Origin of the sequence: Pseudomonas sp. B21-047, assembly GCF_024748775.1 — a bacterium.
Lineage (GTDB): Bacteria > Pseudomonadota > Gammaproteobacteria > Pseudomonadales > Pseudomonadaceae > Aquipseudomonas > Aquipseudomonas capeferrum.
Genome location: NZ_CP087169.1, coordinates 4,972,124 through 4,986,346, shown reverse-complemented (window position 1 = coordinate 4,986,346; position 14,223 = coordinate 4,972,124). Strand labels below are relative to the sequence as shown.

The 14,223-nt window shown below is 62.4% G+C and carries 14 protein-coding genes; 7 read left to right on the top strand and 7 right to left on the bottom strand.

Going from position 1 to position 14,223, the window contains the following annotated elements:
• Nucleotides 1-3: 3 nt before the first annotated feature.
• Together cydB and LOY26_RS22585 are read left to right on the top strand one after the other, a co-directional pair.
• Nucleotides 4-1,011: a cytochrome d ubiquinol oxidase subunit II gene (gene cydB / locus LOY26_RS22590; RefSeq protein ID WP_033702944.1), complete on the top strand. Its 1,008-nt coding sequence runs from the start codon at nucleotides 4-6 to the stop codon at nucleotides 1,009-1,011.
• 9 nt (nucleotides 1,012-1,020) lie between these two features.
• A complete protein-coding gene (locus LOY26_RS22585) occupies nucleotides 1,021-1,176 on the top strand; it encodes a DUF2474 domain-containing protein (RefSeq protein WP_033702943.1) in 156 nt (51 codons plus the stop codon).
• A gap of 32 nt (nucleotides 1,177-1,208) precedes the next feature.
• On the opposite strand, the gene LOY26_RS22580 is transcribed toward LOY26_RS22585, so the two are convergent.
• Entirely contained in the window at nucleotides 1,209-2,333 is a 1,125-nt protein-coding gene (locus tag LOY26_RS22580; protein ID WP_047582611.1) for a methyltransferase, read from the bottom strand.
• Nucleotides 2,334-2,429: 96 nt separating this feature from the next.
• The gene (locus LOY26_RS22575; protein ID WP_033702941.1) at nucleotides 2,430-3,137 is read right to left on the bottom strand and encodes an autoinducer binding domain-containing protein; all 708 of its coding nucleotides are present in this window, start codon (nucleotides 3,135-3,137) and stop codon (nucleotides 2,430-2,432) included.
• A gap of 217 nt (nucleotides 3,138-3,354) precedes the next feature.
• On the opposite strand from LOY26_RS22575, the gene LOY26_RS22570 reads away from it, so the two are divergent.
• Nucleotides 3,355-4,131, top strand: a complete 777-nt coding sequence (locus tag LOY26_RS22570) for a ferredoxin--NADP reductase (RefSeq protein WP_033703015.1) — start codon at nucleotides 3,355-3,357, stop codon at nucleotides 4,129-4,131.
• Nucleotides 4,132-4,161: 30 nt separating this feature from the next.
• Here LOY26_RS22570 and mscL read toward each other — a convergent pair whose 3' ends face one another.
• The gene (mscL, locus tag LOY26_RS22565) at nucleotides 4,162-4,581 is read right to left on the bottom strand and encodes a large-conductance mechanosensitive channel protein MscL (protein ID WP_033702940.1); all 420 of its coding nucleotides are present in this window, start codon (nucleotides 4,579-4,581) and stop codon (nucleotides 4,162-4,164) included.
• Nucleotides 4,582-4,758: 177 nt separating this feature from the next.
• Between mscL and radA the strand changes: the two genes are divergently transcribed.
• Nucleotides 4,759-6,129 carry a DNA repair protein RadA gene (radA, locus tag LOY26_RS22560; protein WP_033702939.1) on the top strand — a complete coding sequence of 457 codons (1,371 nt, stop codon included), beginning with the start codon at nucleotides 4,759-4,761 and terminating at the stop codon, nucleotides 6,127-6,129.
• A 79-nt stretch (nucleotides 6,130-6,208) separates the two neighbouring features.
• Here the strand turns inward: radA and LOY26_RS22555 are convergent, their stop codons facing one another.
• From LOY26_RS22555 to LOY26_RS22545, 3 genes are all read right to left on the bottom strand, one after another.
• Entirely contained in the window at nucleotides 6,209-7,726 is a 1,518-nt protein-coding gene (locus LOY26_RS22555; RefSeq protein WP_033702938.1) for a nucleobase:cation symporter-2 family protein, read from the bottom strand.
• 265 nt (nucleotides 7,727-7,991) lie between these two features.
• Nucleotides 7,992-8,357: a PilZ domain-containing protein gene (locus tag LOY26_RS22550; protein ID WP_033702937.1), complete on the bottom strand. Its 366-nt coding sequence runs from the start codon at nucleotides 8,355-8,357 to the stop codon at nucleotides 7,992-7,994.
• A 103-nt stretch (nucleotides 8,358-8,460) separates the two neighbouring features.
• Complete coding sequence (locus LOY26_RS22545; RefSeq protein WP_258714110.1) at nucleotides 8,461-9,099, bottom strand: lytic polysaccharide monooxygenase auxiliary activity family 9 protein; 639 nt, start codon at nucleotides 9,097-9,099, stop codon at nucleotides 8,461-8,463.
• A gap of 309 nt (nucleotides 9,100-9,408) precedes the next feature.
• Here LOY26_RS22545 and LOY26_RS22540 point away from each other — a divergent pair, with 309 nt between their 5' ends.
• The 3 genes from LOY26_RS22540 to yjiA all read left to right on the top strand — a co-directional run bounded on the left by LOY26_RS22540 (nucleotide 9,409) and on the right by yjiA (nucleotide 12,746).
• Nucleotides 9,409-11,475, top strand: coding sequence for a carbon starvation CstA family protein (locus LOY26_RS22540; RefSeq protein ID WP_033702935.1), 2,067 nt, complete (start codon nucleotides 9,409-9,411; stop codon nucleotides 11,473-11,475).
• A gap of 17 nt (nucleotides 11,476-11,492) precedes the next feature.
• Nucleotides 11,493-11,690: a YbdD/YjiX family protein gene (locus tag LOY26_RS22535; protein ID WP_027595234.1), complete on the top strand. Its 198-nt coding sequence runs from the start codon at nucleotides 11,493-11,495 to the stop codon at nucleotides 11,688-11,690.
• A 78-nt stretch (nucleotides 11,691-11,768) separates the two neighbouring features.
• Nucleotides 11,769-12,746, top strand: a complete 978-nt coding sequence (gene yjiA / locus LOY26_RS22530; RefSeq protein ID WP_033702933.1) for a GTPase — start codon at nucleotides 11,769-11,771, stop codon at nucleotides 12,744-12,746.
• Here yjiA and LOY26_RS22525 read toward each other — a convergent pair.
• Nucleotides 12,706-14,193: a methylenetetrahydrofolate reductase C-terminal domain-containing protein gene (locus LOY26_RS22525; protein ID WP_033702932.1), complete on the bottom strand. Its 1,488-nt coding sequence runs from the start codon at nucleotides 14,191-14,193 to the stop codon at nucleotides 12,706-12,708. The two genes, yjiA and LOY26_RS22525, sit on opposite strands and share 41 nt — an antisense overlap.
• Nucleotides 14,194-14,223 lie beyond the last annotated feature (30 nt).

Here is a 14,223-nt window from a genome sequence, read left to right as displayed (position 1 = left end):
GCCATGGGTATCGACCTTCCGCTGATCTGGGCCGTGATCATCATCTTCGGCGTCATGATGTACGTGGTGATGGATGGTTTCGACTTGGGCATCGGCATGCTCTTCCCCTTCGTCAAGGGCGAGCGTGACCGTGATGTGATGATGAACACCGTCGCCCCGGTATGGGACGGCAACGAGACCTGGCTGGTGCTGGGCGGCGCCGGGCTGTTCGGGGCCTTCCCGATGGCCTATTCGGTGGTGCTCGAAGCCTTGTACCTGCCGCTAATACTCATGCTGATCGGGCTGATCTTCCGTGGCGTGGCCTTCGAGTTCCGCTTCAAGGCCAAGGACGACAAGCGCCACATCTGGGACAAGGCGTTCATCTGGGGTTCGCTGATCGCCACCTTCTTCCAGGGGGTTGCCCTGGGCGCGTTCATCGAGGGCTTCAAGGTGGTCGACCGCCACTATGCCGGTGGCACGCTCGACTGGCTGACCCCGTTCAGCCTGTTCAGCGGCCTGGGCCTGATCGTCGCCTACACCCTGCTGGGCTGCACCTGGCTGATCATGAAGACCGAGGGGCCGCTGCAACTGCAGATGCATGACCTGGCAAGGCCGCTGGCGCTGGTGCTGCTGGTGGTAATCGGCATCGTCAGCCTGTGGACGCCGCTCGCCTACCCGCAGATTGCCGATCGCTGGTTCAGCATGCCCAACCTGATCTGGTTCATGCCGGTGCCGATCCTGGTGCTGGTGACCTTCTACGGGTTGCTCAAGGCAGTCGCGCGCAATGCCAACTACACGCCGTTCCTGCTGACCCTGGTGCTGGTGTTCCTCGGCTATAGCGGCCTGGGTATCAGTGTGTGGCCGAACATCATCCCGCCGTCGATCTCGATCTGGGATGCAGCGGCGCCGCCGCAGAGCCAAGGGTTCATGCTGGTGGGGACGTTGTTCATCCTGCCGTTCATCCTTGGCTATACCTTCTGGAGCTACTACGTGTTCCGCGGCAAGGTGACTCACGAAGACGGCTATCACTAGGAGGGCCGCATGATGACCGGCAAGCATGGTGTAGAAGAGAAAAAGCCCTTGTGGCAGCGGCTGGGTTGGCTGGTGCTGATCTGGGCGATGAGCGTGGCGGCCCTGGGGGTGGCGGCCTGGGTAATGCGGCTGTTCATGGGGGCAGCCGGGCTGACTACCCATTAAAGGGGCTGGGGCCGCCAAGCGGCCCCAGCCACTTACTTGCGGGCCTTGAGAATCACGAACTTCGGCGTTGCCGCCACCTGTTCCACCCCTCGGAACAGCCGCGCCAGCTTGCTGTGGTAACCCAGGTGACGGTTACCGACGATATACAACGCACCGCCTACCACCAGTGCCTCCCGGGCCTGCTGGAACATGCGCCAGGCGAGGAAGTCGCCCACCACCTGTTGCTGGTGGAACGGCGGATTGCACAGCACCACGTCCAGCGACTGCTTTTCTACCCCCGCCAAACCATCGGCCGCCAGCATCAATGCCGGGCGCTCGCCCAGTGCCGCCTGCCAGTTTTCCCGCGCCGATTGCACCGCCATGTACGACTCGTCGACCAGCGTGTAATGCGCCTCGGGGTTGGCCAGTGCGCTGGCGATCGCCAGGACGCCGTTGCCGCAGCCAAGGTCGGCGACACGGGCCTGGCCCAGGTTGCGCGGCAGGTGCGGGAGAAAGGCACGGGTGCCGATATCCAGGCCATCGCGGCAGAACACGTTGGCGTGGTTGAGCAGCTCAAGGGCCGGCGTTTCGAGCTGATAGCGGCTAGGGTAGGGCGAGCGCGCGGCCGGGCGGTCGGCAACGGTGGCCGTCAGCAGTCGGGCCTTCTTTTGCGCCAGCGAGGCCTGAACCGGGCCGATGTACTTTTCCATCAGCTCACCGGCGGCACGGGGCAGGTGCTTGATCATCGCCCCGGCAATCACCTGCGCGCCGGGCGCCAGGTGGCCCTGCAGACGAATAAGTTGCTCCTCGAGCAAGGCCAGGGTCTTGGGCACGCGTACCAGCACCCGGTCGAACGGACCCTGCCACGGTTCGCTGGCCGGTACGAACGGCACGCTGTCGAACGGCTTGCCGTTGCGCGCGAGGTTTTTTTCCAAGGCCAGGTGCGCCAGGTGCGAATCGCCACTGCTGGTCACTGCAAGCTGCCCGGCCAGGCTGGCGGCCAGGGCACCGAAGCTGTCATTGAGCACCAATACCCGGCAGCTGGCGTCAGGCGCCTGCTCATGCAAGTGCGCGAGCAGGTACTCGTCAGCGGCGTCGAATGCCTGCAGAGGTTCGTTGGCCTGGTCCGGCTGGCGGATCAGGTCGAGTTCGGCGTAGGGGGTGGTCAACAAGGGCATGGCGTCTGGCTCGGGTACGAATCTGCCCGTTGCGGATCGCCACGGGCTTTGCCGTGCCATTCTACAGGGCTTTGCCGGTAGTCGCAGGGGTGGCTGTCAGATCCACCCACGCAGGGCGGCTATGGCGATGGCGCCTGCCTTGTTGGAGGCGTTGGTTTTGGTGATCACGCTGCGGATATGGAAGTTGACCGTACTTTGTGACAGCGACAGGATGGAGGCAACGTCGGCGGCGGTCTTGCCTGCAGCTGACCACCTCAGCACTTCCAGCTCCCGCTCGCTCATTTTCGGCTGAGGCGGGCAGAGCGCGTCCAGGTGGTGCTCGCACAGTACCGAGTGCAGGGTGTGGCACAGCCACTGCACGCTGGCGGCTTTTTCGTAGAGTTCGTTGATTGCAATCTGGCCTGCTGGCCTGGCGACGCTGACTTGGCTTTCATTGTGCTGCAGGTCGTGCAGCGACTGTGTCCAACCATGACGCAGCCCGTGCTGGCAGGCAGCCTCGCGAAATTGCGGGGCCTCGCAATACAGTTCGTCGGTCCACAATACAGGTGTGGTCTGGCCATGGCTCAAGCGTGCGGCCGGGTCTTGCTTGTAGAAATCATCGCGCTGATAGCGCTCGATCCATTCGCTTGGATAATTGCTGTAGAGGTAAAGCCGGGGTGTCTGCGTGGCAATCTGGATGCGAATGTTCAGCCCCAAGTGTTCCATACCCAAGTCTTGCACCAGATGCACAGCGATGTTGAACAACTTGCGCGGGCACCGCTCGCTGACAAATTGATGGAGATGCTCGGGTTTCCAGTGAGGCATCCGTAACGCTCCTATGGATGGGGCAACAGGATCCAATCCGTTTGCATACCCGCATCATTGTAGGAAAAACCTACTAAAGCGTTGGGAATTTTTTGTTATAGCGATCATGTTTGTCTGCGACATCGGCAGCATCGAGGTGGTGAGGCCTTACAAACGGGTGGTTTTTATCCAGGCCGCTTTGCGCGACACTGTGCGCACGTCAACCTTGGAGCCCGATATGACTGCCAGCGCCGAAAAGTTCACCCGCCAGACCCTGCTCGATGTTCAGCCACTGACGCCGAACCTCTTCAGCCTGCGGGTAACACGCGATTCGGGCTTTCGCTTCCGGGCCGGCCAGTTTGCTCGTCTCGGGGTGACCAAGGCCGATGGCAGTGTGGTGTGGCGCGCCTATTCCATGGTCAGCGCGCCCCATGACGAGTACCTCGACTTCTTCTCGATCGTGGTGCCCGGCGGGGAGTTCACCAGCGAGCTGAGCCGGCTGGGCGAGGGTGACAGCCTGCTGATCGACCGGCAGGCCTTTGGCTTTTTGACACTCGATCGCTTCATTGGCGGCCGCGACCTGTGGTTGCTGGCCACCGGCACCGGCATTGCACCGTTCATGTCCATCCTGCAGGACTTCGAGGCCTGGGAGCGTTTCGACAGCATCAAGCTGGTGTACTCGGTGCGCGAAGCGAAGGAGCTGGCCTACGTGAAGGAAATCGCCGAGTTGGAGCAGCGCGACTACCTGGCAGAGCACGCCGGCAAATTGCAGTTCATCCCGATAGTGACCCGTGAGCAGCATCCGGGCGCGTTGAATGCACGCATTACCACGTTGATCGAGAACGGTGAGCTGGAGAAGGCGGCGGGGCTTGCGCTGTCGCCCGAGCATTCACGCGTGATGCTCTGCGGCAACCCGGAGATGATCGATGAAACGCGCAAGGTGCTCAAGGCGCGTGATCTGCAGTTGAGCCTGAGCAAGCGGCCAGGGCAGGTGGCGGTAGAAAACTACTGGTGACACGGGGGCCGCAACGCGGCCCCGGCACCTTCAAGGCAGGCGGTTCTGGTTCTGCGTCTTGAGCAGGTCGCGGATTTCGGTCAGCAACGTCTCTTCGGCACTTGGCACGGGTGGCGCGCTCGGTGCCACGGCCTCTTCGCGCTTCAGGCGGTTGATCGCCTTCACGCCCATGAAGATGGCGAACGCAACGATCAAGAAGTCGATCACGGTCTGGATGAACTTGCCGTAGGCCAGCATTACTGCCGGAACGTCGCCTTCTGCAGCCTTCAAGGTAATGGCCAGGTCGCTGAAGTCCACGCCACCGATCAACAGGCCCAGTGGTGGCATGACTACGTCACCCACGAAGGACGAGACGATCTTGCCGAAGGCCGCGCCGATGATGATACCGACCGCCATGTCGACGACGTTGCCTTTGACCGCGAAGGCCTTGAACTCACTGATCATGCCCATGTTCGATTCCTTTGTAACAAATGGTGAGGTTAACGCAGTGTAAGCCACTAAAACGCTTCATGCGTTGTGTTCAGGGGTAGTGACTGCGGTTAGAACGAATAGTTTTGTCGCACGCCGAAGCGTTCGAGACACGTCTCGCTCGGCTATCATGGCGGTTTTTTCCAGGAGAAACCGCCCATGGCCAAGGCCAAGCGCTTGTATGGCTGCACCGAATGCGGCGCGACCTTCCCCAAATGGGCCGGCCAGTGCGGCGAATGCGGGGCCTGGAACACCCTGGTCGAAACCATGATCGAGAGCGGCGGGGCGGCGGCGCCCAGCAGTGGCCGGGCCGGCTGGACCGGGCAACAGGCGCAGATCAAGACCCTGGCCGAAGTCAGCGTGGAAGAGATCCCGCGCTTCACCACCAGCAGCAGCGAACTGGACCGCGTGCTGGGTGGCGGTTTGGTCGATGGCTCGGTGGTGCTGATCGGCGGTGACCCGGGTATCGGCAAGTCGACCATTCTGTTGCAGACCCTGTGCAACATTGCCGTGCACATGCCTGCGCTGTATGTCACCGGCGAAGAGTCGCAGCAGCAGGTGGCGATGCGCTCGCGCCGCCTGGGCCTGCCCCAGGACCAGCTCAAGGTGATGACCGAAACCTGTATCGAGACCATCATCGCCACGGCTCGCCAGGAAAAGCCCCGAGTCATGGTCATCGACTCGATCCAGACCATTTTCACCGAACAGCTGCAATCAGCGCCCGGTGGCGTGGCCCAGGTGCGCGAGAGCACGGCGTTGCTGGTGCGTTACGCCAAGCAGAGCGGCACGGCCATCTTCCTGGTGGGCCACGTCACCAAGGAAGGCTCGCTGGCCGGGCCGCGGGTGCTGGAGCACATGGTCGACACCGTGCTGTATTTCGAGGGCGAGTCCGATGGCCGCCTGCGCCTGCTGCGGGCGGTGAAAAACCGCTTTGGTGCGGTCAACGAACTGGGCGTGTTCGGCATGACCGACCGCGGCCTCAAGGAGGTTTCGAACCCTTCGGCGATCTTCCTCAATCGCACCCAGGAAGAGGTGCCGGGCAGTGTGGTGATGGCCACCTGGGAGGGCACTCGGCCGATGCTGGTCGAGGTGCAGGCGCTGGTCGATGACAGCCACCTGGCCAACCCGCGGCGGGTGACCCTGGGCCTGGACCAGAACCGCCTGGCCATGTTGTTGGCGGTACTGCACCGGCATGGCGGCATTCCTACCCATGACCAGGATGTGTTCCTCAACGTGGTGGGCGGCGTGAAGGTGCTGGAGACGGCTTCTGACCTGGCTTTGTTGGCGGCGGTGATGTCCAGCCTGCGCAACCGGCCGTTGGCCCATGGGTTGCTGGTGTTTGGCGAGATTGGCTTGTCGGGCGAGGTGCGGCCGGTGCCCAGTGGCCAAGAGCGGCTGAAAGAGGCGGCCAAGCATGGCTTCAAGCGGGCCATCGTGCCCAAGGGCAATGCGCCCAAGGAGCCGCCGGCAGGGTTGCAGGTGATCGCCGTGACCCGGCTGGAACAGGCTTTGGATGCCCTGTTCGAGTGATGTATTGCCTGTAAAGGCAAACAAAAAGGGGAGCCGACGATGCGCATCGGCTCCCCTTGCTTAACCGCTCAATCAGCGGTCAATGCTCGGCAACCGGGCTGCGCCTGGGCGCCTCGTTGCCATGCTCGTCCAGCTCCAGCATCGGCACTTCAATACCCTCGGCATCGAACAGCTTGCCATCCTTGAAGTAATCGCCATCGCGCAGTGCAGAAATGTCCGAATACTGGATGGTGCGTTCGTAGGCTGCGGCAAATACCGACTGCTGGTCCGAGTTGCCAGTGGTGAAGTGGTTGAAGATCAGGTTCAGCAGAATCGCCATGATCGCCGCCGAGCTGATGCCCGAGTGGAAGATGGTCTCGAACCAGTTCGGGAAGTGGTGGTAGAAGGTTGGTGCGGCAATCGGGATCATGCCGAAGCCCAGCGAAGCGGCGACGATGATCAGGTTGACGTTGTTCTTGTAGCTGACCTTGGACAGGGTACGGATGCCGCTGGCTGCCACGGTGCCGAACAGCACGATGCCCGCGCCGCCCAATACCGGGGTAGGCACGGCGGCAATTACCCGGCCCATGACCGGCAGCAAGCCGAGCACCACCAGAATGACGCCACCGGTGGCCACCACGTAGCGGCTCTTGACCCCGGTCACGGCCACCAGGCCGACGTTCTGGGCGAAGGCGCTCTGGGTGAACGAGCCGAAGATCGGTGCCAGGATGCTCGACGCCATGTCGGCACGCAGGCCATTGCCCAGGCGCTTGGAGTCGACCTTGGTTTCAATGATGTCGCCCACCGCGAGAATGTCGGCCGAGGTTTCCACCAGGGTCACCATGATCACGATGCACATCGACAGGATCGCGGCGATGTGGAATTCCGGCATGCCGAAATGGAACGGCGTGGGGAACGCGAACATCGGGCCTTGGGTGACCTTGCTGAAGTCGGTCATGCCCAGCGCCCAGGCGATCAGGGTGCCAAACACCATGGCCAGGAGAATCGACAGGCGCGAGATGGTCGCGCTGCCCAGTTTGCTCAGCAGCAGCACGATGGCGAAGGTCAGTGCCGCCAGGCCGATGTTGGCCACGCTGCCGAACTCCGGCGAAGCACTGTTGCCGCCCATCACCCAGCGTGCGGCCACCGGCATTAGGGTCAAACCGATGGTGGTGATGACGATGCCGGTTACCAGCGGTGGGAAATACTTGGTGATGCGCGAGAACACCGGCGTGATCAGGAAGCCGATGAACGAGGCCGCCATGACCGCACCCAGCACACCCGGCAGGCCACCACCGCCTTCGCTGCTGAGAATGGCGCCCATGGTTGCCACGCCGGCGAACGATACGCCCTGCACCAGCGGCAACTGGCAACCGAAGAATGGCAGGCCAAGCGTCTGCAGCAAGGTGGCCAGGCCACCGGCAAACAATGACGCGGCGATCAGCATGCCGATTTCGGCACCATTCAGGCCCGCGGCCTGCCCCAGGATCAGGGGTACCGCAACGATCCCTCCATACATGGTCAACACATGCTGCAGACCATAGGCCAGGTTGGCCCCAAGGCCGAGGTTTTCATCCTCGGGGCGCTTGGCGGGAGACGTGCTAGGGGACGTAGTCATGGAGCAGGCTCTCTGCGTTTATTGTTGTGCCGCTACTGTAGACACTTCCTACCTTTGATTGCTACAAAAATTGTATACAATATTTTGATCGGAGAGCGAACAAGCCCGGCTTCAGGGTGGCCTGAAACCCAATGCAGAACGCGTACCAAGTCATGAAAGGCTGTATTAGAGGGGTGTGTACAAAGAGCTGCTACCCAGGCTTAAAGCTGTCTGGGTAGACAGGAAACGCTAGGTGGGAAGGATGTTAGCTAGCTAAGAGATCCCATTATTCGATGAGTTCTCGCAGCTCACGCATCATTTCGGTGCTGTCGGCCACGTTCAGTTCTACAAGACGGTGCAAATGGCTCATCGAATCGAGGTCGATGTAGAGGCAGACGAAGCCCAGGCGCTGTGCTTCTTCATGACGAAGCTCCACCTGCATCCGCACGTGGGTATGCGGGTCAAGGTGGATGACCGCATCGAAGTCCTGTGAGAGGTCGGCATTCCACGGCTGGGGGCGCTCGACCAGCAGGCCCTTGAGCGACAGGTCAAGCAGTTTGACCGGCCAGCGGCGGTCACCCTGGCGCAGTTCGGTGGGGGCGTCGAAGTCTATGCGCTGGAAGCGTCGGCGATTGTTGGAAGAAGTGGTCATGGCGGGCCCCTCGTCAGATGTTCTGACTATAGACCAGCCATGGCCTTTTCTGCCTGAGGGCGAGCGACAAGGTACCGTCTGCGGGCGTCGCCCGGTGCCACCCTTACTTGGAGACGAAATTCAGGTCAACCACCTGATAGAAGGCTTTATCGGTCTCGGCAATTTCCCATACCCCAAGCAGAACTTGATAACCGTCGCGCTCAGGCAACGTCAGGGTGTGTCTGGTCGGCTGCTCCGGCCACATTTCTTCGTCTGAGTAACTCCAATAGGGTTGGCGTTCATTGAGGAAAGTGGCGAAGGGTTCAGATTCGAACTGTGCACGCGAAAGCGGCTGAGTCGGGTTCCATCCGGCTTTGGTGATGAAGTAGTTGAAACGGCGGTACTTGTGGCGCGCGCTGAAGCTCCAGACGAACTCCAGCGGTGTGTCGCTGGTAACGTCATGCTTGTCCCAGTCGACATCTGTGCGGTCCAGGTAGGCAGCGCCCGGCCTCTCGCCGCTGGCAATCTTGCCATCGACCGGTGGCGCCATACTTCTCACGTCGTCCTTGGCGTAGGGATCGGCCAGCCCGCCCGTGGTCTGAGGGAAGAATTTGCCGCTTTCGATGCCGTTGTGAAGATTTCCCTCAATGAGGCGTCTCTCTTCAGCGAAAGTCGCTCGGGACTTGGGCGTCGAGATCGAGCCATGTTTGAGTTCGATTGAGTCTGAGTCACACGTGGAGCTGCTCTTATCCTGAGTCATCATCGGTCCCTGCTTGCTGGTTATCAAATGTTCGACGCACGGTTCGAGCGTTTGCGCACTTGAACCCGTGCGTCATGTCGTGACAACGGGTTTGCCTGATCATTGAATGCGCGGGGGCCTCCCTGCGCAACTGGCAGAAATGACAGGTCAGCCGAAGTAACGTTGTCGCCACGGACTGCGGGTAGTTCGGGTAGCAGCGTGCTAGAGCGCGTGCTGGTCAGTGGCTGAGCGCCAAATCGGGATGGTAAAGCCGTCAAGCAGGCCCTAGACTCAAGGGGCTGTCTATTCCAACCACTTAGCTGGAAGCATGCCATGAACAACAATAACAGCCTGCTACGCCACATCCCGTGGCTGGCGTTGGCGGTCATAGGAGCCTGCGCGCTGGGTGTTGTCGCCCTGCGTCGCGGCGAGGCGATCAACGCCTTGTGGATCGTGGTCGCGGCAGTGGCCATCTACCTGGTCGCCTACCGCTACTACAGCCTGTTCATCGCCACCAAGGTGATGCAACTCGACCCGCGCCGAGCCACCCCGGCGGTGCTCAACAACGATGGCCTGGACTACGTCCCGACCAACAAGCACATCCTGTTCGGCCACCACTTCGCCGCTATTGCCGGCGCCGGCCCACTGGTGGGCCCGGTACTCGCCGCGCAGATGGGCTACCTGCCCGGCACGCTCTGGCTGATCGCCGGCGTTGTGCTGGCCGGTGCAGTGCAGGACTTCATGGTCCTGTTCATGTCTACCCGCCGCAACGGTCGCTCGCTGGGCGACATGGTGCGCGAGGAAATGGGCCGGATCCCGGGCACCATCGCCCTGTTCGGTTGCTTCCTGATCATGATCATCATCCTCGCGGTGCTGGCGCTGATCGTGGTCAAGGCCCTGGCCGAGAGCCCATGGGGCATGTTTACGGTGATGGCGACCATCCCGATCGCGATGTTCATGGGCATTTACATGCGCTATATCCGCCCGGGCCGCATCGGCGAGATTTCGGTGGTCGGCGTGGTGCTGCTGCTGGCGTCGATCTGGCTGGGCGGCGTGATCGCTGCGGACCCGGTCTGGGGCCCGGCGTTCACCTTCACCGGCGTGCAGATCACCTGGATGCTGGTGGGTTATGGCTTCGTCGCTGCCGTACTGCCGGTATGGCTGGTGCTGGCACCGCGTGACTACCTGTCGACCTTCCTCAAGATCGGCACCATCGTTGGCCTGGCCATCGGTATCCTGATCATCGCGCCAGAGCTGAAAATGCCGGCCCTGACCCAGTTCACCGACGGTACTGGGCCGGTCTGGAAGGGCACATTGTTCCCGTTCCTGTTCATCACCATCGCCTGCGGTGCGGTATCGGGCTTCCACGCGCTGATCTCCTCGGGCACCACGCCCAAGCTGCTGGATAACGAAACCAACGCCCGTTACATCGGCTACGGCGGCATGCTGATGGAGTCGTTCGTCGCCATCATGGCCATGGTCGCCGCCTCGGTGATCGAGCCTGGCGTGTACTTCGCCATGAACAGCCCGGCTGCGGTGGTTGGCGCCGACGTTGCTACGGTGGCGCAGACGGTCAGCAGTTGGGGCTTCCTGATCACCCCTGAGCAGCTCGAAGCGGTTGCCCGCGACATTGGCGAGCACACCGTGCTGGCCCGTGCCGGTGGTGCGCCAACGTTGGCGGTGGGTATCGCGCAGATCCTTCACCAGGTGCTGCCGGGTGAGAACACCATGGCCTTCTGGTATCACTTCGCGATCCTGTTCGAAGCCCTGTTCATCCTCACCGCCGTGGACGCCGGTACCCGTGCCGGGCGCTTCATGCTGCAGGACCTGCTGGGCAGCTTCGTGCCGGCGCTCAAACGCACCGAATCGTGGGGTGCCAACCTGCTCGCCACCGCTGGCTGCGTGGCAATGTGGGGTTATCTGCTGTACCAGGGCGTGATCGACCCGCTGGGTGGCATCAACACCTTGTGGCCGCTGTTTGGCATCTCCAACCAGATGCTGGCCGGTATCGCCTTGATGCTCGGTACTGTGGTGCTGATCAAGATGAAGCGTCAGCGCTACATCTGGGTCACCCTGGTGCCGGCCGTGTGGCTGCTGATCTGTACCACTGCTGCAGGCCTGATCAAGCTGTTCGACCCGAACCCGGCCGTTGGCTTCCTGGCCCTGGCCAAGAAGTACAGCACTGCGCTGGACGCCGGCCAGGTACTGGCCCCGGCCAAGGACATCGGGCAGATGCAGCACGTGATCTACAACGCCTACACCAACGCGGGCCTGACGATTCTGTTCCTGCTGGTGGTGTTCAGCATCCTGTTCTTCGCCATCAAGGTCGGCTACGCCGCCTGGGGCCGCAAGGAACGCACCGACAAGGAAACCCCGTTCCAGGCGCTGCCTGACGCGTAAACGAGAGGACTGCAGCTATGTTCAACGACCTGGGTCGACTGGGTAAGTACCTGGGGCAGGCAGCCCGCCTGATGGTCGGCATGCCCGACTACGACAACTATGTCGAACACATGCAGAACAAGCACCCGGACAAACCGGTGATGAGCTACGAGGCGTTCTTCCGTGAACGCCAGGAAGCGCGTTACGGTGGCAAGTCCGGGCCCAAGTGCTGTTGAGCCTGCAACACCTGTGAACCTGTGGGAGCCCGGGCAGCCGGGCTCCCACATTCATTTTCAGCTTCAGGAGCTTTTTGCGTGCAATCGCCTATTCCCGTCACCGTACTGACCGGCTTTCTGGGTGCCGGCAAGACCACCTTGCTCAAGCACATGCTCAAGGCCGAGCACGGCCTGAAGATCGCCGTGATCGAGAACGAGTTCAGCGAGGCCGGTATCGACAGCCAGCTGCTGGGCGACGAGCCGGTACAGGTCATGACCCTGGCCAACGGCTGCGTGTGCTGCAGCATCCATGGTGACCTCACCCGCGCCCTGTACCTGCTGCTGGAGCGCCTGGACGCCGGCGAGATCGCCTTCGACCGCCTGGTGATCGAATGCACCGGGCTTGCCGACCCTGCACCGGTTGCGCAGACCTTTTTCATCGACGAGGACCTGCGTGATCGCTACATCCTCGACGGCATCATCACCCTGGTCGACGCCGCCCATGCCGAGCTGCACCTGACCCAGGCCATTGCCCAGGCCCAGGTCGGTTTTGCCGACCGCCTGCTGCTGAGCAAGACCGACCTGGTCGAACCTGCGGCGGTGGATGCCCTGCGCGAGCGCCTGTCGCGCATCAACGGCCGTGCCGCCATTCGTGTGGTCGAACAGGGGCGCATCGACCTGGCCGAACTACTCGATGTGCGCGGTTTCAACCTCAATAGCGACCTGGGCGCCAGCCTCAAGCCGGCCCTGCGCCCAGTGCTCAAGCCGGCCACCCCGGACCGTATCTCGACCTTGGTGTTGCGCACCGACACCCCGCTGGATATCGACCGCCTCAGCGACTTCATGAACGCGCTGCTGGAAACCCACGGCAAGCAATTGCTGCGTTACAAGGGCGTGCTGAACATTGCCGGGGACGATCGTCGCCTGGTGTTTCAGGGCGTGCTCAAGCTCTACGGCTTTGACTGGGATGCCGAATGGGCAGCAGGCGAGGCCCGCGAAAGCGTGCTGGTGTTCATTGCCGATGACCTGCCCGAGGCTACGATTCGGGCTGGGTTCGAGGCTTTGAGCAGGGCTTGAGCCGGTGAGGTGCCTGGGCCGCGAACCAGGCCGGCCATGAACTGCGGTGGCGGGTTTGCACTTCGATGCACGGGATCAGCCGCTCGGTGAGCACAGCCGTCTGCCGCACGGCCTTGGCGGTGCGGTACTTGACGCTGTGGATGCATTCGCGGTCGCCGAATTCGCAGCGGTTCAGCGAGGTACCGCCGCAGGGGCCGTTGGCCAGGCCCTTGGGGCAGGTTTCCGGGCAGATGTAGAGGGTGTCTTCGAGGCGGCAGCGGCCGCAGGTATCGCAGCCCACCAGCGGTCGCTTCAGCGCACGCTCCACCCCGTGCAGCACGCGCGCACCGCGGGCTGTTGCCCACAACGGTTGGCGAACGGCCCAGCCGAATGCCTGGCTCAGCCAGTTGCTGCGGCTGAACAGCAAGGCATGGGACGCGTGCAGCAGGTGGTACCGCGCCTTCTCTTTGTTCGACGCGCTGACCTTCGACTCGCCCTGGCGCCAGCTCGCTGACGGTGGATGAAAGACCACGGCAGGCAGGCCGGGCACCTGCCAACTGGCCGCCCAGGCTGGCGCCCACTGTTCCAGTGAGTGGATCTGCGCTTGCCAGTGTTCGATGCGTTGTTCCAGGGCCAACAGCTGCTTGAGTTCGTGAATGCCCGACACGTGCACCCCGGCGTAGCCCATCAGTTTTACACCAATCACCTGCAGCGCCAGCCGGTCGACGCTGCGCGCCTGGGCGTGGGCCTTGGACACGGCTGCTTCCGCTTCGAGCATGTCGCGCATGGACGGCGTGACCGTCACGCCAGCCACGTGATCAAGCATTGCGGCGCGGCCATGGGTAAGGCTCATCAGGCAGGCCAGCAAGGGTTTCGGGTGCGGCTGGCGGTTCATCCAGGTTTGGGCTTCCTGGTGCTTGCTGGCATCGAAGCCCAGTTGCAGGGTCAGGAAGTCGGCGCCCGCAGCCAGTTTTTTCTCGGCCTTGAAGTACTGCGCGCCGCCTTCTTCCTCGCAGTACTTGAATGGGTTGAGCGCGGCACCGAGCAACCAGTGTGGGCAAGCCTGGCGCGCGAGCTGCAGGGCGGCCACCGATTCCAGGTAGCGCACCGGACGCTCTGCGGGTTGATGCCCAGGCAGGCGGTCGCCAGTGAGCAGCAGCAGTTGGTCAAGCCCGTCGGCATCCATGCGTTGCAGTTGCGCCAGCAAGTGGTGCCGTTCGCGGTCCTTGCCAGAAAAGTGCGGCAGGGCAGGCACGGGTGAGCTGAAGCTGGCGAGGGCGTCCAGGGGCGACAGGTCCAGTGGGCTGCCGACGCGATCACCGATGGCCAGGGTCATCGGCCAGCCACACAGGTGCGCACGGGCCATGATCGCTTCCATAGCGGCGAAACGTTCCGCCGAGGGCTTGGGGACGAACTCCATGACGCAGACGAAGGTTTTTTCGTGCAGCGCCGTTTTCAGCAGGCTCATGGATCGGGCACCGGGTTGGGGCAGGGTGGC